Annotated in this window: 18 protein-coding genes and 1 tRNA gene; 14 read left to right on the top strand and 5 right to left on the bottom strand. The window is 60.7% G+C overall.

What is annotated here, in order from left to right:
• Nucleotides 1-97 precede the first annotated feature (97 nt).
• Nucleotides 98-652 (bottom strand): GspH/FimT family pseudopilin, encoded by a 555-nt coding sequence (locus tag D0550_RS08720; RefSeq protein ID WP_116808738.1) that lies wholly within the window; start codon nt 650-652, stop codon nt 98-100.
• Nucleotides 653-796: 144 nt separating this feature from the next.
• Between D0550_RS08720 and D0550_RS08715 the strand changes: the two genes are divergently transcribed.
• The 4 genes from D0550_RS08715 to D0550_RS08700 all read left to right on the top strand — a co-directional run bounded on the left by D0550_RS08715 (nt 797) and on the right by D0550_RS08700 (nt 3377).
• Nucleotides 797-1282, top strand: a complete 486-nt coding sequence (locus D0550_RS08715; protein WP_116808717.1) for a Fur family transcriptional regulator — start codon at nt 797-799, stop codon at nt 1280-1282.
• Between the two features lie 104 nt (nt 1283-1386).
• Nucleotides 1387-1462, top strand: a tRNA-Thr gene (locus D0550_RS08710).
• Between the two features lie 30 nt (nt 1463-1492).
• Complete coding sequence (locus D0550_RS08705) at nt 1493-2620, top strand: S1C family serine protease (protein WP_116808716.1); 1128 nt, start codon at nt 1493-1495, stop codon at nt 2618-2620.
• A gap of 22 nt (nt 2621-2642) precedes the next feature.
• Nucleotides 2643-3377 carry a lysophospholipid acyltransferase family protein gene (locus D0550_RS08700; RefSeq protein WP_116808715.1) on the top strand — a complete coding sequence of 245 codons (735 nt, stop codon included), beginning with the start codon at nt 2643-2645 and terminating at the stop codon, nt 3375-3377.
• Here D0550_RS08700 and D0550_RS08695 read toward each other — a convergent pair.
• Nucleotides 3374-4372: a cation diffusion facilitator family transporter gene (locus D0550_RS08695; protein WP_174842479.1), complete on the bottom strand. Its 999-nt coding sequence runs from the start codon at nt 4370-4372 to the stop codon at nt 3374-3376. The genes D0550_RS08700 and D0550_RS08695 overlap by 4 nt on opposite strands.
• 72 nt (nt 4373-4444) lie before the next feature.
• Here D0550_RS08695 and D0550_RS08690 point away from each other — a divergent pair, with 72 nt between their 5' ends.
• Both D0550_RS08690 and D0550_RS08685 read left to right on the top strand, forming a co-directional pair.
• Nucleotides 4445-5176: a glycosyltransferase family 2 protein gene (locus D0550_RS08690; RefSeq protein ID WP_116808714.1), complete on the top strand. Its 732-nt coding sequence runs from the start codon at nt 4445-4447 to the stop codon at nt 5174-5176.
• Nucleotides 5177-5479: 303 nt separating this feature from the next.
• On the top strand, nt 5480-8170 hold the full coding sequence (locus D0550_RS08685) for an EAL domain-containing protein (RefSeq protein WP_116808713.1): 2691 nt from the start codon (nt 5480-5482) through the stop codon (nt 8168-8170).
• A gap of 5 nt (nt 8171-8175) precedes the next feature.
• Here D0550_RS08685 and nadC read toward each other — a convergent pair whose 3' ends face one another.
• Together nadC and D0550_RS08675 are read right to left on the bottom strand one after the other, a co-directional pair.
• Entirely contained in the window at nt 8176-9027 is an 852-nt protein-coding gene (gene nadC, locus D0550_RS08680; protein ID WP_116808712.1) for a carboxylating nicotinate-nucleotide diphosphorylase, read from the bottom strand.
• Nucleotides 9028-9138: 111 nt separating this feature from the next.
• Nucleotides 9139-9597: a urate hydroxylase PuuD gene (locus D0550_RS08675; RefSeq protein ID WP_414717275.1), complete on the bottom strand. Its 459-nt coding sequence runs from the start codon at nt 9595-9597 to the stop codon at nt 9139-9141.
• A gap of 206 nt (nt 9598-9803) precedes the next feature.
• On the opposite strand from D0550_RS08675, the gene D0550_RS08670 reads away from it, so the two are divergent.
• The 4 genes from D0550_RS08670 (at nt 9804) to rnt (ending at nt 12208) form a co-directional block, all read left to right on the top strand.
• Nucleotides 9804-10094 carry a DUF1289 domain-containing protein gene (locus D0550_RS08670; protein WP_322109528.1) on the top strand — a complete coding sequence of 97 codons (291 nt, stop codon included), beginning with the start codon at nt 9804-9806 and terminating at the stop codon, nt 10092-10094.
• A gap of 28 nt (nt 10095-10122) precedes the next feature.
• Nucleotides 10123-10446, top strand: a complete 324-nt coding sequence (gene grxD, locus D0550_RS08665) for a Grx4 family monothiol glutaredoxin (protein WP_116808710.1) — start codon at nt 10123-10125, stop codon at nt 10444-10446.
• Nucleotides 10447-10529: 83 nt separating this feature from the next.
• Complete coding sequence (pyrC, locus tag D0550_RS08660; RefSeq protein ID WP_116808709.1) at nt 10530-11576, top strand: dihydroorotase; 1047 nt, start codon at nt 10530-10532, stop codon at nt 11574-11576.
• 38 nt (nt 11577-11614) lie between these two features.
• Nucleotides 11615-12208: a ribonuclease T gene (rnt, locus tag D0550_RS08655; RefSeq protein ID WP_116808736.1), complete on the top strand. Its 594-nt coding sequence runs from the start codon at nt 11615-11617 to the stop codon at nt 12206-12208.
• Between the two features lie 20 nt (nt 12209-12228).
• Here the strand turns inward: rnt and D0550_RS08650 are convergent, their stop codons facing one another.
• Nucleotides 12229-12897, bottom strand: a complete 669-nt coding sequence (locus D0550_RS08650) for an alpha/beta hydrolase family protein (protein ID WP_116808708.1) — start codon at nt 12895-12897, stop codon at nt 12229-12231.
• A 918-nt stretch (nt 12898-13815) separates the two neighbouring features.
• On the opposite strand from D0550_RS08650, the gene cas7g reads away from it, so the two are divergent.
• The 4 genes from cas7g to D0550_RS08630 are packed head-to-tail and all read left to right on the top strand — an operon-like array spanning nt 13816 to nt 20131.
• On the top strand, nt 13816-14994 hold the full coding sequence (gene cas7g / locus D0550_RS08645) for a type I-G CRISPR-associated RAMP protein Csb1/Cas7g (protein ID WP_161965716.1): 1179 nt from the start codon (nt 13816-13818) through the stop codon (nt 14992-14994).
• Nucleotides 14995-14997: 3 nt separating this feature from the next.
• Nucleotides 14998-16401, top strand: a complete 1404-nt coding sequence (csb2, locus tag D0550_RS08640; RefSeq protein ID WP_116808706.1) for a type I-G CRISPR-associated protein Csb2 — start codon at nt 14998-15000, stop codon at nt 16399-16401.
• On the top strand, nt 16398-19223 hold the full coding sequence (gene cas3g / locus D0550_RS08635; protein ID WP_116808705.1) for a type I-G CRISPR-associated helicase/endonuclease Cas3g: 2826 nt from the start codon (nt 16398-16400) through the stop codon (nt 19221-19223). The genes csb2 and cas3g overlap by 4 nt, the downstream gene beginning before the upstream one ends.
• Entirely contained in the window at nt 19220-20131 is a 912-nt protein-coding gene (locus D0550_RS08630) for a type I-G CRISPR-associated protein, Cas3-extension family (RefSeq protein WP_116808704.1), read from the top strand. The genes cas3g and D0550_RS08630 overlap by 4 nt, the downstream gene beginning before the upstream one ends.
• Nucleotides 20132-21468: the final 1337 nt, after the last annotated feature.

Genomic DNA, 21468 nt, shown 5'->3' with positions numbered 1-21468 from the left:
GCAGCGTCAGATGTGTATAAGAGACAGTGTTGAAGCCGCGCGTGTAATGGCGACCGCGCAATGGCGTAATTGATCCTCCCATACGCGAGCATGATGGCTATCCGTTGGGACAGCGTAAAGGGCGATTGTCGGAGTCTCGTGTCGCAATCCGGGGACGGCCGGCAGTGTTGATGATGATGGCGCGCGCCTGGGCCGGTCCGCGACGGTCACAGAACACCAGGGTGCCGTTGACCACGGCATGTTGATACGGTCTGAATGAATAGCTGCGGCGATTCGAAGTGATCGTTCCGCCGCGCCAGGCTGCTTGAACCGCAAGAATCCGCTCGTTTGCGTCCCGCACGGGTGGATCGTCCCGATTCGTATTCAAGAACACGATCCAGCCGTGCTGCCAATCGGCGGTGGCGTTGCTGCAGGTCTCGCCGTCGATCGAGCGGCAGATGCTGACCGTGCGAGCCTGGGTAGCCGCGGTTATGCGAGCCAGGTAGATGCTGTGGACAAAGGAGTTCACTGCCACGGTTCGCTGCGAGTCGAGCAACATGCCGTTGAAGACCGGGGCCGCCAACCCCAGCAGAATGCCGGCCACCGACAGGGTGACCAGCAGCTCGAGCAGGCTGAATCCTGCCCTGGATACCGATGGACAGGCTCGGGCCATGCGCGATCCCTCGCTTCAAGGGATAGCCAACATAACGACTCATCCTTGCCCTCAAATGTCGATTTTTAGCCTTTATTACCTAGTTTCTCGCCTCCGGACGCATGCCGATGTATGCTGGGCTCAAGTTATTTGGCGGGTTCTTAAGTGACTTCCGAGTACAACCCCGGACGCAACCCTCAGCATGACCCGGTGGTCTGCGCCGAGGGGCCGACGCGCGATCGGATCATCGAGCAGCTGCACCTGCACGGCCTCAAGCCCACTCATCAGCGGGTGCGAGTGGCCGAGATCCTGATGGTGGCGCCGACCCACATGACGGCCGAGCAGATCCTGGCGGAGATTCGCCGGGGCGGCGAGCGGGTGTCGAAGGCCACGGTCTACAACACCCTCAAAGTGCTGGCCCAGCGCGGCCTGGTGCGCCAGATCCACCTGGATCCGGAGCGCTCGGTGTACGACTCGACCATCGTGCCCCATCACCACTTCCATGACCTGGAGACCGGTGAGCTGCAGGACATCGATCCCAACGACATTGCCTTCAGTCGTTTTCCGACATTGCCCGAGGGCATGGAGGCGGAGGCGATCGAGGTCGTGATCCGTCTGCGCAAGAAGCGCCCGGCCGAGCCGTCGGCTTAGCACGCACAAGTTGATTGCGGCGCCTGTTCGCTCGCAACTTCTTCCCCTATACTTCGCACCCCGCCGCACCGGGGCTCCCCGGTGCCGCATCGGTTTCTCTCGGTGCCGACTTAGCTCAGCTGGTAGAGCAACGCATTCGTAATGCGTGGGTCCGCGGTTCGATTCCGCGAGTCGGCACCATTTCCCATCAAGCACTTACGCCTCATAACGATGCAAGCATCCGGGCGCTCGCGGTGGCGGAATATCACTCGGCTCATCGTGCTGGCGCTTGCTGCGTATGGCGCCTGGTATCTCGGCTCCGACACGGTGCATCGACTCACTGCCAGTGCCGCGCCTCGGCCCGTCGTCCCCCGGCGCGAGCTCATGGCGGACGAACAAGCCGTCATCGGTTTGTTCGAGGCGGCCAAGGGCTCGGTGGTTTTCATCTCGACCCAGGAGCGCGTGCTCGACTACTGGACCCGCAATGTCATGACCGTGCCGCGGGGCACCGGCTCGGGCTTCATTTGGGATGAGCAGGGTCACGTCGTCACGAATCTGCATGTCATCCAGGGTGGCAGCAGCGCGGTCGTGAAACTTGCCGACGGCCGCGATTTCGAAGCGACCTTCGTCGGCGGCAGCGAGACGCATGACATCGCGGTTCTGAAAATCGCCGCAGCAAAAGATTCGCCGGCGCCGATTCCTGTCGGCAGCAGTGGCGATGTTCAAGTCGGTCAGAAAGTCTTCGCGATCGGCAATCCGTTCGGGCTCGACTGGACGCTGACGACGGGCATCGTCTCGGCGCTGGATCGTGCGCTCAACGAGGAGGACGGTCGCGTCATCCAGCATCTGATCCAGACGGATGCCGCCATCAATCCCGGCAACTCGGGCGGCCCGTTGCTCGATAGCGCCGGTCGGCTGATCGGTATGAACACCGCGATCTTCAGCCCGTCGGGCGCCAGCGCCGGCATCGGTTTCGCGGTGCCCGTGGACACGATCAACCGGGTCGTGCCGGAGCTCATTGCGAACGGTCGCTATGCGCCGCCGAGCCTGGGTATCGACGTGGATGAGGTGCTGAGTCGCGCGGTCGCGCGTCAATTCGGCGTTCGTGGTGCGGCGATTCTTCGCGTGCGCCAGGGCAGTACGGGAGATCGTGCAGGCTTGCGCGGGGTTCGCGTCGAACGGCGCAATACCATTATTCCTGGCGACGTCATCGTTGCCGTCAACGGTAAGGAAGTGGACAGCGGCGCTTTGTTGTCCGCACGACTGGACGACTACAAACCCGGCGATACCGTGCGCCTCAAAGTGTGGCGCGACGGCAAGGAAATCGAGCTGAACGCCCAACTGCAGCAGGGCGGCTAGCCTTTGCAGTAAACTCACATCGATGTCAGGAGAAAGTGCGCCGCCGACGCGGCCCAAGCGAACCAAATCGCAACGCCAGCTGACGCCGGGACGCATGTTCGTCTATCGGCTCGCCACCTATCTGGGGGCGTTGCTGCTCGAAGTGCTGTGGCGGACCAGCCGGCTGAAGGTCGTCCATCTGGATCGGCTGGAAACATTGTTGAAAGAGCAAGGCGCCGTGGTGCCGGTGTTCTGGCATCAGCACCTGCTGATGTGCGCGCGCTTCATGGCCTCGAACAAGCTCAAAGGCATGAAGCCCGGCTTCATGATCTCGCCGTCGGTGGATGGTCAGGCGCCGACCATGCTCGCGGAGTTGTACGGCTGCCATGTGGTTCGAGGCTCGGGCTCATACACTGGCGTGCGAGCCGTGCGCGGTGTGTATAACGCGATCGTCAAGGAAGGTATTTCACCGACCATTACGCCCGATGGTCCGCGCGGGCCGCGTTTCGTCATGAAGCCCGGCGCAATCTTCACAGCGCAGATCAGTGGCAAAGCGGTGGTGCCGATCGCCTACGCGGCCAGCCCTGCAAAGTTGCTCAGGACCTGGGACAAGTTCGTCGTTCCCTGGCCGTTCGCGCGACTGCGCATCGCGATCGGCGAGCCGTACTTTCCGCCGAAACGAATGACGGAGGAAGAAATGGAAGCCGCGCAGAAGGAACTGGAACGGCGGCTGCACGAGGCGTTCAAAATCGCTGAACGCGCCTTACATGAACGCTAGCCGGCGACGCGATCGCGCTTGATCGGCGCCTCTTCCGCGCACTCCTTGTCGACGCAATCTGCCACTTCGATCTGAATCGTCGTGTGCGTGATACCGAAGCGCTCCGCCAACAGCGCCTTGGTGTCTTTCAGCACCATCTCCTGATCCGCCGCGCCATTCACCAGCGCGTGCATGGTGAGCAATGTTTCATGCGGGCCGACCGACCACGTGTGCACGTGGTGTACGTCGCGAATGGCCGGAATCTTCTGCTCCAGCGTACGACGCAGCTCGCTGTGATCGAGCCACTCCGGCGAGCCTTCCATGAGGATGTGCGCTGACCGTCGCACCAGCGAGACGGCGCTCTTCACGATCAGCGCGCTCACGAGCAATGACAGCAGCGGATCGATGGGCATCCAGCCGGTCCACAGAATGATCACCGCCGCGACGATCGCTGCGACCGAGCCCAGCAGATCGCCGAGCACATGCAAGCTCGCCGCCGAAAGGTTCATGTCGTGCGAGTCGCCCCGGCGCAGCATCGCGAAGACGATGAGGTTGACCGCCAGCCCGAGGCTGCCGATCCACAGGATGGCGGTCGCATTCACGGGCACAGGGTTCAACAAACGCATGACGGCTTCGAACGCGATCCAGGCGACGATGAACAGCAGGGCGCAGCCGTTGACGAAAGTGGCCAGCACGCGCAGGCGCTGATAACCGAACGAGCGTTTGGCGTCGGCGGGTCGGGTCGCGATACGCACTGCTGCCCAGGCGAGTGCCAGGGCGGCGGCATCGGTGAGCATGTGGCCGGCGTCTGCGACCAGGGCGAGCGAGTTCGCCAGCACGCCGCCGGCGAATTCGACCACCATGAACAGCGCGGTCAGCGCGAAAGCGATGCCCAGGATGGTGCCGCTGGCGCCTGCGGTGTGGTCGTGATCGTGATCGTGGCCATGCTCGTGAGCAGGGTGATCTTCATGCTCCCGTCCATGATCGTGGCCGTGCCCGTGCCGGTGCTCGTTCATTGGGTCAGCATAAGTCGATTGGTTTTGCCCGACCAGACGTCCAACCTGCCTGGTCTATAATCCGCGCCGCGCATGAAACTCTCCGTCGTCATTCCAGTCTGCAATGAGGCTGACAATGTCGGGCCGCTGGCCCGCGAAATCCAGGTCGCCCTGGTCAATCATCAGCCCTTCGAGATCATTTTCGTCGACGACGGCAGCACCGACGGCACCGTCGCGGCCGTGCATGCGGCACACGCCGGCGGCATCCCGGAAATCCGTCTGCTGGAGCACTCCCAGCGTTGCGGTCAGAGCCGGGCGGTATGCACCGGCGTCGAGGCGGCCCGGGCCGAATGGGTCGCGACCCTGGACGGCGATGGTCAGAATGACCCGGCCGACATCCCGGAATTGATCAAAGCAGTCACGGCGGGCGAGGACTCCCCCAAGCTCGTGATGGGCAATCGCACCACAAGAAAAGACACGTGGCTGCGCCGTTTTTCGTCACGTGTGGCGAATCGAGTACGCGGCGGGCTGCTTCGCGATGGCACCCCGGACACGGGCTGCGGCATCAAGCTCATGCATCGCGCCACGTTCATGCGGCTGCCCTGGTTCAACCACATGCACCGTTTCCTACCGGCCCTGTATCAGCGCGCCGGCGCCCGCGTGGTCTCCGTTCCCGTCCGCCACCGGCCACGCACTCGCGGAATCTCGAAGTACGGGCTGAGCAACCGCCTGTGGGTGGGCATCGTCGACCTGTTCGGTGTGCGCTGGCTGATCCTGAGAAATCCGCCGCCGATTCGCATCCGGGAATCCCTGCCGTTCGAATGAGGCATGCATCTGACGGAGGTTCCGTCGGATTGCGTACGGCCTGCACAGAGAAATGTCGCTGTTTGGCGTCGAGATTGGGGTGCGACACTGGGCGCTGTGCTTTTCATCGCATAATTTGCTGTGCCACAATCGGACGATCGCCGCATTGCTATTCATATATGCTCAGCAACGCAGTGCCGGCGGCGCGCAAAAAAGTTTCGGTTCGGGAGGGTGCCCTGAATGGCGAACGATACGAATCGCGGCCCGTGGTTGAGCCCGTGTCCTTGCGGCTTGGCGCCCGCCACTCATTGACGTGCGCCGCAAGTGGCAAGCAACCCGACAGAGCATGGACCGCTGATCTCCGCCCCGAGCGGCGATACGTTGTTTACCGCGCGTCCGCGCCGTAATACGAGGGTGGGGCTGGATGTCCTGCTCACCAAGGCATCCATCGATTTTCAGAATCTCACGTCCGAGCGCGATGATCCGCTGCTGAAACAGAATCTCGAGGCGCTGCGCGAATCGGCCGGCCTCGATGCGATCGTCATCGCCACCTTCGATGAAGCTCACCAGAGCATCGAGCACGTGGTCGCAGCCAGCGGCTTGTTCGCGACGTTCAATCCCATCGTGTTCCATGGCGAGCCGCTGGAGCGTTTGCCATATCTTCGTAACAAACTCGGTCATCTGCGCATCGTCGAGATCCGCGATTCGACGCGCCCGCGGCGAGAGCTGATCCCCGAGGGGACGCGCTTCGCTTCTTTACATATTGGCGCCGCGTTGATCGTCGGCGTGGCCCTGCAGGGACGCGTTCAGGCTTTCATCGCGCTGTGCTCGACGCTGCCGCGTGACTCGTGGGACGCCAACCTGCATTTGATGCTCAAGCTGCTCGGCTCCAGTTATTCGAGCGGCGTCGAAAGGTTGCGCTACCAGCGGCATTTCCATCAGCTCGAAGAGCGCAATGAGCTGGCGTTGCACGGTGCGAACGATGGTTTGTGGGACTTCGAAGTCGATACCCAGAAGACCTGGTTCTCGCCGCGCTGGAAAGCGATGCTCGGCTATAGCGACGACGAAGCTGAACCGCTGATCGACTGGCAACAATTGTTACATCCGGATGACACGGTGCGCGTGAGCATGGCGTTGCGCGACCACTTGTCCGGCAAGGAGCCTTTGTTCGAGAGCGTGCACCGCCTGCGTCATCGCGATGGCGTGTGGCTGTGGGTGGAGAGTCGCGCCAAGGCGCGCCTCGATGAGCATGGTCGCGCGCGTCGGATCGTCGGCGTCGATCTCGATGTCACCGAGCGCAAGCTGTACGAGGAAGCGCTGTTCAAGGAGAAGGAGAGCGCGCAGATCACGTTGCAGTCCATCGGCGACGGTGTGATTACCACCGATTCGAAGTGCCGCATCGAATACCTCAACCCGGTTGCTGAACAGCTCACCGGCTGGCGCCTCGAGCACGCGCAGGGCCGCGTCATCGATGAGATCTACCGCAGCTTCCATGAAGAGACTTGCGAGCCGCTGGAGAATCCACTGGCGGTCGCGATTCGTCGCACGCGCGCGATCAAGTCGGTCCGTCCGACGCTGCTGATTCGTCGCGACGGCAATGAGCTGTACATCGAGAGCTGCGCCTCGCCGATTCGCGATGGCGCGGGCAACGTGTCCGGCGGCGTGCTGGTGTTCCATGACGTGAGCGAGAGCCGCGAGCTGAATCGCAAACTCTCCTATCACGCCAGCCACGACATCCTCACGGGTCTGGTCAATCGTCGTGAGTTCGAGTCGCGCCTGGAGCGCGCTCTGAAGAGCTCCAAGGCTCGCGAAGCGTCCTACGCGCTGTGTCACATCGATCTCGATCAGTTCAAGATCATCAACGACAACTGCGGCCACAGCGCGGGCGACGCTTTGCTCGGCCAGGTCGGCGCATTGCTCAAGTCGAAGATTCGCTGGCGCGATACGGTGTCGCGGCTCGGTGGTGATGAGTTCGGCGTGCTGCTCGAGAGCTGCTCGCTCGAAGAAGCGGTGCGCAACGCCGAAATGCTCCGCGAGGCGATCCGCAACTACAAGTTCGTTTGGGAAGAGCGCACGTTCCGGCTCGGTGCCAGCATCGGCGTGGTGCCGCTGTCGCCCGAGAACGAGGATGTGGCGTCGCTCATTTCCGCCGCGGACAGCGCATGCGCCGCTGCGAAGGAAAGCGGTCGCAATCGCATTTACAGCTTCCAGGAAAACGACATCGACTTGATGCGTCGCCGCCGCGAAATGCAGTGGGCCGCGCGCATCAACAACGCGCTGGAAGACAATCGCTTCGAGATTTTTCGCCAGGTCATTCAGCCGCTACAGCACAAGGATGCGCACGGACTGCATTACGAGCTGCTGCTTCGTATGCGCGATGAGGCGGGCAAGATCGTGGCGCCGGATCAGTTCATCGTCGCGGCGGAACGCTACGGCCTGACGCCGAACATCGACCGCTGGATGATCGAGCATGCGCTGCGCTGGCTGGTGTCCGAAGCCGATGAGCGCGAGAAGCTGGAGCTGTGCTCCATCAACCTGTCGGGTCAGAGTCTGGGCGACGACAAGTTCCTGCCGTTCGTCATCGATCATTTCCATCGCAGCGGCATCGATGCCTCGAAGATCTGCTTCGAGATCACCGAGACCGCGGCCATCGCGAGCTTCTCGCAGGCGAACCGCTTCATTCATGCGCTGAAGGAGCTGGGTTGCCGCTTCGCCCTGGACGACTTCGGCACGGGCCTGTCGTCGTTCGGTTACCTGAAGCACTTCCCGGTGGACTTCCTGAAGATCGACGGCAGTTTCGTGAAGGAAATCCTGCACGACCCGATCGATCGCGAGATGGTGCGCTCGATCAATGAAATCGGCCATCTCACCGGCAAGCAGACCATTGCCGAGTTCGCCGAGAACGTCGAGATCATCGAAATGCTCCGCAGCCTGGGCGTGGACTACGCGCAGGGCTACGGCATAGCGACGCCGCAGCGAGTGATGAAGCTCGCCTCCGGCAGCGAGGCGTTCTAAAGGGCTTAGGCGAAGCGCATCGACAGATCGACGGCTCTTACATGCTTGGTGAGCCCGCCCACGGAGATGAAATCGACTCCTGTCTCCGCAACGGCGCGCAGTGTCTCCAACGACATGTTGCCCGACGCTTCCAACTCGATGCCCTTATTCTCGTGCCCTCGCGTGATACGCACCGCGCTCTTCATGTCTTCGTTGGAGAAGTTGTCGAGCAGGATGCGATCCACCTTCGCGGCCAGCGCCTGCTGTAGCTCGTCGAAATTCTCCACCTCGACTTCCACCATCACCTTGCTGTTGACCTTTCGCGCCTCGGCGACCGCCGCTGCGATCGAACCGGCCGCCGCGATGTGATTCTCTTTGACCAGGATCGCGTCGAACAAACCGATGCGATGATTCGTGCCGCCCGCACAGCGTACGGCGTACTTCTGCGCCAGCCGCAAGCCAGGAATCGTCTTGCGCGTATCGAGCACGCGGCATTGCGTTCCCTTCAACGCCTCGACGTAGCGAGTCGTCTCGGTCGCCACCGCAGACAAGCATTGCAGGAAATTCAGCGCCGTCCGCTCGCCGGTCAGGAGCGATCGTGACGGGCCCGACAATTCGCAAAGCAACTGATTCGCGCGCACGCGATCACCGTCCGCAGCTTTCCAAGTGACCTGCACGCTCGAATCGATTTGACGAAACACTTCGTCGAACCACGCGCGACCGCACAGCGTCGCGTCCTCACGTGTGATGACGGTCGCTTTCGAAACGCGATCGGCCGGAATCAATTGCGCGGTCAAATCGCCCGCGCCAACGTCTTCCTCGAGGGCAGTGCTGACGGTGCGGGAGATGTATTCGGAGCTGGGCGGGGCAATCGACATGCTGGGTCCTCGAACGCGAGATGCGAAAGATACGCTGTATTGCCCTCGGGCCAAAACGGCAGAGCCCGGCCGGAGCCAGGCTCTGATCGCGATCGAGGCAGGACCGCCGGGCTAGAAGGGCAGGCCGTGGCTCTGGCCGCCCATGCACATCAGCATTGGCACGGACAGGATGAAATTCACGCGCGAGGCGTACAGGGCGAGCTTGCGCGCCTTGGCCTTTTCCTCATCCGTGGCTGGCTTGATGCCGAGTATTTTTTTCTGATTCGGCCAGATCACGCCCCAGACATTGAGCAGCATGAAGGTCCCCAGCCAGGCGCCGACGCCGATGGTCACGAAGCCCTCTTGCAGCATGAAGGCCTTGTGCATGGCCACCGGGCTGCCATATCCGAACAGCAGGAAGTAGGCGCCAGTGACCCAGGTGAGCACCGCGGCCCAGCGGAACCACCAGAGCGCCCGCGGGGCGACATATTTGGCGATGCCGGCGCCGCCCGGGCCGCCTTTATCGGCGGTGGCATCGGCCAGGGCCGGCATCTGAACGACATTGAAGTAGTAGAGCAGGCCAATCCACATGACGCCCGACACGATGTGCAGCCAGCGATCGATCCGGGTGTGGTGCAGGCCCAGCCCATCGGCGCCGACCAGGGTGGTGGTGAGAATGACTGACAGAATGATGGCTAGCACGAAAGCCGAGATAATGGCCCCGCGCACCGAAGTCAGTGGATGCATGACCGTACTCCTCGCTAAACCGCCGGTTGTTCTTCGTTCTCGCCGCGTCCATGCGACTTGCCAGCCCTGGGACTACGGCATTTGTCAGCAAAAAGCGTTTGAAGAATAGGGTAGGCATCCCCATAATTCAATTGTCAGCCCCTTCCGTCATGTCGTTGTCGCCCCCATCTCCGGCCATTGCTTCTCCCTGTATCAAGGTCTGTGTACTCGATGCACAGCAGGTCTGCGTTGGCTGCGGACGTACCCTTGACGAGATCGCTCAGTGGTCGCGGATGACGGAGGAGCAGCGGCGCCAGGTCGTCGACCGGGCGCATCAGCGGCGCAGCCAGGCCGCCCCGTGAACCGTCTTTGGCTTTAATCGAGGTTTGTATGGACGTCATCGAACGCATCAAGTCGCAGCTGTCCTCCAGCCCGGTCGTGCTGTACATGAAGGGCACGCCTGACTTTCCCCAGTGCGGCTTCTCCGCGGCCGCTGTGCGTGCCCTGGGTGCCGTGGGCGCCGAGTTCGCGCACGTCAACATCTTCGAGGATCCGGAGCTGCGCGAAGCGCTGAAGCAATACTCGAACTGGCCGACCTACCCGCAGCTGTACGTAAACGGCGAGCTGGTTGGCGGCTCTGACATCATCATCGAGATGTACAAGAGCGGCGAGCTGCAGAAGCTCATCGGCGAGGCAGCCCAGGCCTCCGGTTGATCCTTTCCTTTTTGCCCTCCGCCTTGAGGCGGAGGGCATCCCCGGGCGCAGCTTCCTTCGCTCGCGTCCGTTAAACTCCCCGCATGACTCAGCTGACTCTGCTTCGCCCCGACGACTGGCACCTGCACGTGCGCGATGGCGCCCATCTGGCCAGCGTAGTTCCCTTCACCGCCCGGCAATTCGCTCGCGCGGTCATCATGCCGAATCTCAAGCCGCCGGTGACGACTGTCGCCGCTGCGGCTGCGTATCGCGACCGCATCCTGCAAGCCGTGCCCAAGGGGCTGCGCTTCGAGCCGTTGATGACGTTGTATCTCACGGACACGACATCCCCTCAGGAGATTCACGCAGCCAAGGCCAGCGGATTCATCGTCGGCGCGAAGTTGTATCCGTCCGGCGCGACCACGAACTCCGATGCCGGCGTCACTGCGATCGAAAAGATCTTCCCGGTGCTCGACGCCATGCAGGAAGCGGATCTCGTGTTCCAGGTGCACGGCGAGGTGACCGAGCACAGCGTCGACGTGTTCGATCGCGAGAAGGTTTTCATCGATCGCATCATGTCGCGCATCGTGGAGAAGTTCCCCAAGCTGCGCGTGGTGTTCGAACACGTGACGACGCGCGAGGGGGTGCAGTTCGTCCAAGGTGCTCGTGCGGGGGTCGGCGCGACCATCACGCCGCAGCATCTGCTGTTGAACCGCAATGCGATCTTTCAGGGCGGCATTCGTCCCCACAACTATTGTCTGCCGGTGCTCAAGCGCGAGCATGATCGTCAGGCGCTGGTGGACGCGGCGACCAGCGATGATCGTCGGTTCTTCCTCGGCACCGATAGCGCACCGCATGCGCGTCATACGAAGGAGAATGCTTGTGGCTGCGCGGGCGTGTTCTCTGCTCACGCGGCGATCGAGCTCTACGCCGAGGCGTTCGAAGCGGCCGGTCGACTGGATCGCCTGCAGGCGTTCGCGTCGGAGCGCGGGCCTGACTTCTATGGCTTGCCGCGCAATACTACGAAAATCACATTGAATCGCACGTCGTGGACGCCGCCTGCGGTGTACCGATTTGGTAACGATGAGCTGACGCCGTTTCGTGCCGGCGAGAGCGTTGCCTGGCAGCTGGCCGAGGAAATTCCGTCTTGAGCGATGTAGCGGGTGTCGAAGTCGAAGGCAAGCTGCCCATGGCCCGCCGCTTTCGCGGCTTTTTGCCAGTGGTGATCGACGTCGAGTGCGGCGGCTTCAATCCGAACACCGACGCGCTGCTGGAGATCGCTGCGGTGTTGGTCGAGATCCAGGGTGACGGCTCGCTGTTGCCGGGTGAGAGCTGGCGTTATCACGTGCAGCCGTTCGCGGGCGCGAATCTCGAGCCGGCGTCGCTCGCGGTCACTGGCATCGATCCGTTTCATCCGCTGCGCCCGGCGATTCCGGAGAAAGAGGCGCTGACCCGGCTGTTCAAGGAAATCCGCCGTGCGATGAAGGACAACGATTGCACGCGCGCCATCCTGGTCGGTCACAACGCGTACTTCGATTTGAACTTCATCAACGCCGCGATTGCCCGCACGGACATCAAGCGGAATCCGTTTCATCCGTTTTCGAGCTTCGACACGGCGACGCTCGCTGGCGTTGCTTACGGGCAGACTGTGCTCGGCAAGGCGCTGCAGGCAGCGGGCATCGAGTGGGACTCGGGCGCCGCACATTCCGCTGCTTACGATGCGCAGAAGACGGCGGAGCTGTTCTGCAAGATCTGTAACACGATGAAGGTGGCGGTGGGCTAGTCGAAAGCCGGTCGCCGCCGTTAGAGCTTCGCTGCCCAGTTCGCGATCGTATCAGCGAGCTCTTCCATCACTTCGCGGTCATTGCGCCCCGAGCGCACCAGCACGTGAAACGAATGATCCGCGCCTTCGATGCGCTTCATCGTTGCGCTCGGGCCGAGCTTTTGCACGATCGGCTCGAGCAGTGTGAGATCGGCCAGGTCATCTCGCGTGCCTTGCAGGAACAGCATCGGAATCTTCACGTCCGATAGATGAGCCGCGCGCTCAGTGGAGGGCTTCTTCGCTGGATGCAATGGGAAGCCCACGAACGCGAGCCCACGCACCTCGGGTAACGGCTTCGCTGCCTGAGCTTGCGAGGTCATCCGACCTCCGAACGACTTGCCACCCGCGATCAAACTCACACCCGGCGCCTGCTTGCGCGCTTCCTCTACGGCTGCGCGCACGGTGGCATGACAAAGTGCTGGTGGATCGGGGCGCTTTGAGCCGCTTTCCATGTAAGGGAAGTTGTAGCGGAGCGTGCCGATCTGTCGCGCTTCAAGGGCGTTGGCGAGATCGGTCATGAAGGTGTGGTTCATTCCCGCGCCCGCGCCATGTCCGAAGACAAAGCATGCTTTCGCAGCTGAGGGCATCTGTAACAACGCGGATACGCGGATGTTTGGTTTGATTTCGATGCTGAGGGAGGCGGGCGGCATGAGGCGAGTATGGCGGCTTTCGGTGGACGCGCCAACTTGAGATTTCCTTTAAAAGCTCTGCAGACAAGGGTCAATTCACCCTTCGATCCGATCCCTCGATGCAGGCGTCCGAGGAATGCTTGACGGCAGGTCGCCAGTTCCCCTGTGATAGCGAGGGAAAAGAGTGAAACCAACAAGTAAGAAAGTCCGATACGGCGACAAAGTGCGACTGGATATTGAGGTGCAAGGGAGGTCGCAGATTCGTTGCAGCATGAGTTCCCACCGTGGGCGACAGTCGAACGATCCGACTGGTGGGGCGCGAGGTGACAAGCAACAGAGAAAATCATCACGGAGGTCACGTGACCGCTGAATTGGGCTAACAACGAAGTCACTTGCCGGTGCTGTCGGCACGCGTTCGCGGTGATGACGCTGCGGCTTCATTGAAGCTCTGCTGAGCTGTTTTTTTGTAACTGCCACAACAGGTGCCCGCGGCGTGATTGCTGCGGCCTCATTGAAGGCGCTCCAAGACGAGCGTGTTGCGCGTGCCTTTGTCGTGATCGCGGCGATGACTCCGCGGTCTCATTGAAGCGTCGCTTGGACCCAGTGTGCGATCGTGGCAACCGCCGGTGATCGCGGCGAGAACGCCGCGGCCTCATTGAGTCAGGACGCTTCGATTCTCTTGCGGACTACCTGTGGTCGCGCCGAGTCCGACGGATTTTTGTCCTGCTCACAAAGGAGCTTGGACGCTATGCCTCCTGCCGACTAAAGGTCAATACAGGGGTATAGGCACACCCGTCGCGCGCTCTTTTCCTCCGTGGCGTAAGTGACGATTTGAGCGTCGGGTAACTACCGGTGCTTGCCCAATGTCTGTCTGCGCCCAGAGAACATTCTAACGACACGGAGCAGATGATGAACCTAAGTAACATCGTACGATCCGCTGTGGCAATTCGTTTGCGCCAGAGGCTGCTTCCCGAAGGAGGGGCTGGCGACAAAATCTTCCCACCGACATTCGCCGGCGGAACCTATTGCTGGGAACAGCGACGGATCGATGGGAAAAGCGTTCCATGTGTGTTGCTCGATTCCGTTTCCTCTCAGGCCAATCGCCTGGAAGAAGCCCTGGTGGAACTCGCGGCGACCGGGTTGATAGAGTTGCCTCGCTTGGTGTCGCGCTTTGATGGCGAGTTGGAGGACATTGGGGAGATCTGCACGCTCGCCGCCCCGCATCGAGTGTTCGATGCCATTTTTCGTGACAGCAATACCAGCAATGGCAAGCCGTTCTCGAAATCGGAGCTGTACAAACAGCTCGCCACTGCAAACGTCAGAAATGCCACGGCACTATTCGGAAGCTCGCCATCGGCTCTGTTGTTCGGGTGCTGGGACTCCACGGGGGCGGCGGGAGGAGGAGGCAATAGATTTGCGCGCGCCGTGACGAGTGAGATCGTTGGCATCGATGCTGAATGGGGCTCGACACAGGGTGGTGTTCGTCAATGTCCACTCAGGGTCAGTGCCGAAGCGGAGATTGCGATCGACCCCCAAGGTGACTGGTCCCTGGTCGGAAAGTCGGCGGTTGGAAAAAAGGAGCGCGCCAAAGGAACACGGCCTTCCGAGGTAAACCACGGCAGCATCTTGCTGAAAGTGGAGCAGGGAACGCGTCAGACCGTTGATTCCAACGGCGCTGTTCAGTCTCAGCGATTGCCTCTCAAGGGAGGAGTCACGGTGGACTATGCCCTTCAGACCACCGTGGTGTCTTTGACTGCTTTGCGTAGATTGAGATTCCCCGTCGCTAGCAAAGGGGATCCTGACCACGCCGCAAGGGTTGCGCTGGCTGCTTTGTCATTGGTTGCGATCACGGCCGGTCGCGAACGTGGATACTGGCTGCGATCGCGCTGTGGGCTGGTCGCGGATGGCTTGCAGGAACTTGAGATCCTCAATGCCGATGGCTCTTCCTCGACCCTCAAGGTGGATCGCGCCTCAGCACTGACCGCGTACGAGGATGCGGTTGCAAAGGCGAAGAAGGCAGGACTCCCTTGGAGTGCCAAGCCGGTCGTGCTTCGTCCGCAGCAGAAGCTCGTTGACCTGGTGAGGAAAAGTCGCCAGATCCAGTCGCTCGGAGGTTGAGCGATGTTGGCCATAGAGGTCGAGTTCCTCATGGGGCGCGCTGTGATCAGCCAGGTGATGGATCGGACGCAGGCAGAATGGCCACCGCATCCGCAGCGATTGTTCTCTGCACTGGTGGCGGCTTATGGCGAGTTGGGCGAACAAGGAGATAACCAGGAACAGGCGCTGCGGTGGCTCGAGGGGTTGCCCCCACCCGAGATCAAGGCCGATTTGTCTGCCTCACTACGAAGCTCGCCCAGCTACTTCGTACCCGTGAATGATGAGGTGACGAAGGCCGTTAAGGACAAGAATGACTTTCGGCATGTTCTGGATCGCCGCACGCGTCAGGAGCGGTTCTTCCCCGCGGCGGTTCCTGGGGATCCTGTCGTTGTCTTTCAATGGCCCTGTGCGCCGGGGCTCGAACAGCATCGTGCGGCTCTTAGAGGGCTAGTGGAGAACTTGACCTACGTCGGTCACAGCTCTTCTCCGGTGCGTGCATGTCTGCGCGAGCAGCCCGTCCAACCATCGCTCTGTCCCACCAACCAGGGGGAGATTTCGCTACGTGTTCCTTCGTCTGGGCGTTTTGATCGTCTGGTTACTACCCATGAACTGCGTGAAATAGATGAAAGTATTCAGCCGCCCTTAGGGCGTTTTCAGTCCTATCAGCGGCCGAGTCTCGTCAGGCGCAGCATCTTCTCTGAGAACGCGTTGGTGGTAGCGCTGGAGGGTGGGCCGAGATTGGGTTTGGATTCGACGCTGCCCTTGATCCAGCACGTGCGCAACGCCTTGCTGGCGCGGTTTGGCTCTTCCGTATCGGAGCTGCTGTGTGGTCACGACGCTGAGGGAAAGATGACTCGCCAGCCCCACCTGGCAATTCTGCCGTTGGGCTTCGTCGACTCTGGTCACGCGGACGGAGCGCTGAAGGGGATCGCCTTCGTGCTCCCATCGACAGCAAGCACCGCGGAGCGCCGAAAGCTGCGAGCTGCATTGGCAGGGCCGTGGCAACTTCATCTTGGGCCCCTTGGGTCGATGACGGTGCGTTATATCGATCCGTTCTCGCGCGGCGAGCTGAAAGCGCTGGACTTCAGCGTCTACACGCAAGAGTCCGATGTGTGGGCGAGCGTAACGCCGATCGTGCTCGACAGGCATCCGAAAAAGAATGGAGCAGGTGTTGAAGCAGTAATAGCGATGGCGTGCGAGCGAATCGGCTTGCCGGCTCCCGTAGAAGTGCGACTTGGATGTGTATCTGCAATCTCTGGTGCACCGACTGAACGTGACTTCCACGGTCGCTCCAAGCAGGTGGACGGCAAGGTGCGGCGGCATGCGGTGATCAGATTCGGCGAACGTGTGCGTGGTCCGCTCATGTTGGGAGCCGGTCGATTTATCGGGCTTGGGCTTTGTATGCCGCTGAGGAAGTCAAAGCGATGAAGCGCCTCAATTTCGTCGATTTCTTCTGCGATGTGCATGGACATGAGCCGTTCCCATGGCAAGAGCGACTCGCGACGCAGCTTATTGAGGACCATGCCTGGCCCGACCTGATCGATCTGCCAACGGCGAGTGGCAAGACCGCATGTCTGGACATCGCATTGTTTCACCTCGCTTGGTGTGCCGAACGTGGTAAGCCGTGGCTCGCTCCTCGGCGAATCGTATTCGTGGTCGATCGCCGCATCATCGTGGATTCGACTGCCAAACGAGCACAGAAGCTCTGCGCGGCACTGGAGAGTCCAAAGACGGCCGCCGTGAGGCGCGTTGCTGCGGCTCTAAAAGGCCTCGGTGGCGCCCATCCTTTGACACACGAAAAATTGCGAGGTGGCATGCCTCGAGAACGATCATTTCAGTTCGGTCCGGCTCAGCCAATGATTATCACATCGACCGTGGATCAAATCGGTTCGCGTCTGCTTTTTCGCGGCTATGGGATGAGCCCCTACGCATACCCGATCCATGCGGGCTTGCTTGGTCATGACTCATTATTGCTGCTAGATGAAGCCCATCTTAGCGCTCCATTCATGGAAACCGTCAGCGCGATTCGTGCAAGGCAGTCTCAGGCAGAGCGTCCGCTGAGCTCCGTGCAACCAGTGAAGCTGGTACCGCTCAGTGCGACGGCAAACACGAAGGGCATTCCTTTCAAGCTGGATCGGGATGACCTTGCCAATAAGGAACTAACCGCGCGGCGAACTGCGAAGAAGCCGGCACGACTGGTAGAGGCGCCGATGCGAACCCCAGATCGAGTGAAGGCTCTGTTGCGGGAGACACTTGACCTGTATCGATGTTCACGGACACCGGCTCCAGCCGTCGCAGTGATCGTAAATCGCGTGCGCACGGCGCGAGCCCTATATCAGCATCTTTGGGCTGAGAAGAAAGACGGCGGCTTCGACCTCGAGCTGATGATTGGCCGGAGCCGGCCGCTTGATCGCGATGCTGTTGCGACGCGAGTCGTAGAGCGCGCGGCTGCAGGCACTGCTAACAAAGTGCACGACCGAGGCTTGATTGTCGTAGCGACACAGACGATCGAAGTGGGCGCGGATCTCGATTTCCAGGGACTGGTGACGGAGTGCGCGGCCATGGATGCCTTGCGGCAACGATTCGGTAGGCTGGATCGCTTGGGCGAGTTTCGCAAAGCTCAGGCAGTAATCGTGGGAAGCTGCGACGAGGCAGGGGGCGACCCAGTATATGGTGAGGCGCTCAACTACACCTGGTCTTGGCTCAATACCGTTGCAAGTGAAGTCGCCGGGGTTCCAACGGTCGATTTTTCCATCGCCTCGATGCAGCGACTCACGAAGGCGGTCGACATGACGGCAATGAATTCCCCACTGCGCGATCGGCTATTGCTGACCCCGGCGCATGTCGACTTGCTTTCCCAGACATCGCCGCGGCCGATGTTCGAGCCAGATGTCCACGCGTTACTTCATGGGCTGGAGTCCGGTCTCGCGGATGTCCAGGTTATATGGCGCGCCGAACTTCCTGTAACGGGCGACGAGCCGGTCCTTGATGCCTCGGAACTTGGTGTCGCGACGAGCCTGCTTACGCTGAACCCGCCGACCAGCCTCGAATCACTTTCGTTGCCGTTGAGAGATGTGCGTGCTTGGCTGCTGGGACGGGCGGATGAAACAGGTCTGGCCGACGTCGAAGGTGTTTCAGAGGGGGAAGCAGCCAACGAGGCTGTCGCAAAGCCCCGCTTAGTGCTGCGCCGATCTGCTGAAAGATGGGAGCATGCGTTTGCTGGAGAAATTAGGCCTGGCGATACCCTCGCGGTACCGAGCACGTATGGTGGATGCGATCAGTTTGGCTTCGCCCCTGACTACAACAAAGCCGTTATTGATCTAAGCGCCGACGCGCGCCGTGCCTTGAAGAAGTCTGACCTTGTTGTGATCACCGAGCGCTGGCTCGAGGCCATCGGCGTGGGCAGTGAGCGCAGGGACTCGATCTGGACTGCACTACAGGAGCAGCGAAGCGATCAGTCGTCAGCCGGGGAGTTGTTGGCGTTCCTGCTCGAACAGATCTCGGATCTCGTTGCTCCTGATGCATGGCTTAGGAGGAAGCCGGTAATCGATGTCGTGGTGAGCGCGAATGGAAAGCTGCATGCTCTTGTTGTCGCAGAAGCTTCTGTGAAGCCAAACGACGCGTCCGATGAGGATTTCTCATCGAGCAACACCGTTCCCGTCCTGTTGAAAGAACACAGCTCTGGCGTGGCAGCGCATGCGCGCAAGCTCGCGGAGGCGCTTTGCTTGGGCGAGGAACATGTGGAGCACCTGGCGTGCGCAGGTGAATTCCACGACGTGGGTAAGGCCGATCCAAGAACTCAGCAAAGACTACGCGCAGGAGATGTCGGAATCTTCCCCGGCCAGCTTCTGGCCAAAGGTTCGCGACGCTCCAGGCTCGAACCCTCGGAATCGATGGAGAGGCATGAAGCCTATTCGGCGGCATTGCTTCGTCTGTATCCGGAACTGATGAAAGAGGTCGCCGATCCGGACTTGGTGGTCTATCTGGGTGGGACGCATCACGGGCGAGGGCGCGCCTTGATGCCAGATCGAAACGATGAAGGAACTGCCTTTACTATCGAATTGGCCGGCCAGACGTACTCATTCGAGGGAGCGCCAGGACTGGGATCTCTGGGGTCGGGCTGGGCCGCGCTGTTCTGGCGTATGAATCGCCGCTACGGTCCCTGGGGAATCGCATATCTCGAGTCGATCCTGAGGCTCGCGGACTGGATGCGATCAGCGGAGGAAATTGAAATGAGTCAGTCCCGATGAAGTCGCTGACGTTGTCTGCACTGATCGGGTCCCACCCGCTGGGTGCACTGGCCAGTTTCGGTCTGTTGCGGCTCGTGAGTGCCATCGATCCTCTCGCGAAGCTCGCATTTGTGCAGCGTGATGACTGGATTGCATCCCTCGAGTCGTCAGTCGTCACCGATGAGGCCAAGTTGATCGAAGTTCTTTCGCATTGGCTAAAGACGAATGATTTGGATGAAGCCTTGGGTTGGGCAACCGACGTTCGAATGGAACGCTCGGCCTATGTCAAAGCACTGGACAAAGCTATCACAGCTAGCCCTTCGGTACGCTCTGAATTCCTGTCTTCGCTGGTCGCCGATGGTGCTGTCGATACTCAGAAAGGCCTGGTCAAGCCATCGGCGTTTTACATGGTGTCGGGCCAACAGTCTTTTCTTGGTGGGCTGCGCGAGATTCTCGCGCAAGCACGAACATCTCCAGAAGCAATCTTTCAAGAGGCAGTGTTCGGGCCTTGGCGCTACCGAGTGCGCTCGCATAGTCTCGGTTGGGATCCGAATACGGAACGGCTGCACGCGCTGCGTAGTTTCGCTCCCACGTCGGAAAAGCCTTCCTGTATTGCGGGCGCAGTGCTGCTGGCATTTTGGGCGCTGCCCACAATGCCGGCGATGAGCAACGAAGGCAGGCCGCAAACAATCGGCTTCGCACGGCGAGGGCGTGATCAATACTTCTGCTGGCCCATATTCTCAAAGCCCATCGATGCGCCGGAGCTGACGACACTTTTGCAGGTGGGTGCCAAAGGTTGGAGATGTGGCCAAGGATTGCGCTCTGGCATCGAAGCGGTGTTCGAGTCTTCCAAATTCGTGTTTGGTCAAGGCTACGCCGTGCTTCGTCCGGCACGTGCGATTCGCTCTCGGAGTGTCGTTAGCGGCTGATCTCGTCGCGGAGTGTGGGTCGATGAGATATTCGAGGGCGGCGCTCGCGATCTGTTGCTCTTTAAAAAATCAGGTCTGGTTTTACCGCGGCGGTGCTGCCGCTGCGGCCTTATTGAAGTAACAGCCGGCGCAAGTCATGCGGTGCCACGCGGGATAGTTGCCGCAGCGGTGTCGCTGCGGTCTTATGGAAGCGGCGCGGCGCCGCCGTCGTCCATGTCAAGCAGTTCGGTGATCGCAGCGATCTCATTGAAGTCGCAAGAGAAGCAAGGAAGCCGTGCAAATTGACGACGTGATGGTGGCATACGCCGCGACCTCATTGAAGGTCCGCATTTAGCTCATTTGCTTGCCTGCTCGGGTCGGTTGTCGCGGCGACTTTAGTAAGGCATCGATACGGAAATCGGTCCTCCGCGTGCGTTTGCCACATATCCGCCGAGTTATCATTGTGGCCTCATGGATCTCTCCTATTGCATCGCGGTATCAATGAGACAGGCGGGTCGTGATGTTGTCCATATCGCCCACCGCATGGTGTCACGTGATGCTTCGATGTAATCGTCAGCTTCGTTGAGGCGGTTACGATGTTCATGACGTTATCGTCAACCTGATCGTGTCCCGCAGCCGCGTTGCTGCAGCCCCGCTGAGGCAAAGGCTTGGGTTCTATTTCAAGGCTGCAGATGCGGATTTCCGCGGTGTTGCGGTTGTGGCCTGATTGAAGCGAACCCCCGGCCAATCGGTTCGGAGCCGATTACTCTGATGCCCGTGGTAGTAACGCCGTGGTCTCGTCGCCGGATAAATCCGTTGAGATAGTCAACGGTACTGGTGGGCTGCATGCGCGGCGAGAGTGCCGCGCCTCCACTGAAGCTACGGGATGAGACTGCCGCTCCTCTTCGGTGTGTTCATGCTCCATCGCCAGGTCTCGTCAAAGCTGCTTGAACGACAGGAGAACCTTGGCGATCTTGCCGAGTGACGCTGGCGATATGCGCGGCCCGTTCAAGTGCGGCAGGTATCGCGCAGGGCTTGATGCGTATGCAGCGATGTTTTGAAGCGTCGGGGCGGTGGCCTCATTGAGGCGGCCGCTCGATCGGCATGGATGTCTTCGAGTTCAGTGTTGCTCGCGGTCTCCGCTGCCCGCTTTTTCTGGAGGCACTTTGTGAGTCCAGTGAGCCGCAGATGTCGAAGAGTGTCAGCAGGGTTGTTGCTGCGGTCTTATTGAAGTGCTGGCATCGAGTTCAGTCGTGATTTCGGCATGATCGATGCCTCCTCATTGAAGGTATAAGATTTTGGCCGGCGAAGTTCTGACGGCGTATGTCATCGCGGTGAGTTCGTCGCGATCCCATCGA

This window comes from Steroidobacter cummioxidans (genome assembly GCF_003104955.1).
This window is presented reverse-complemented; position numbering and strand designations above follow the sequence as displayed.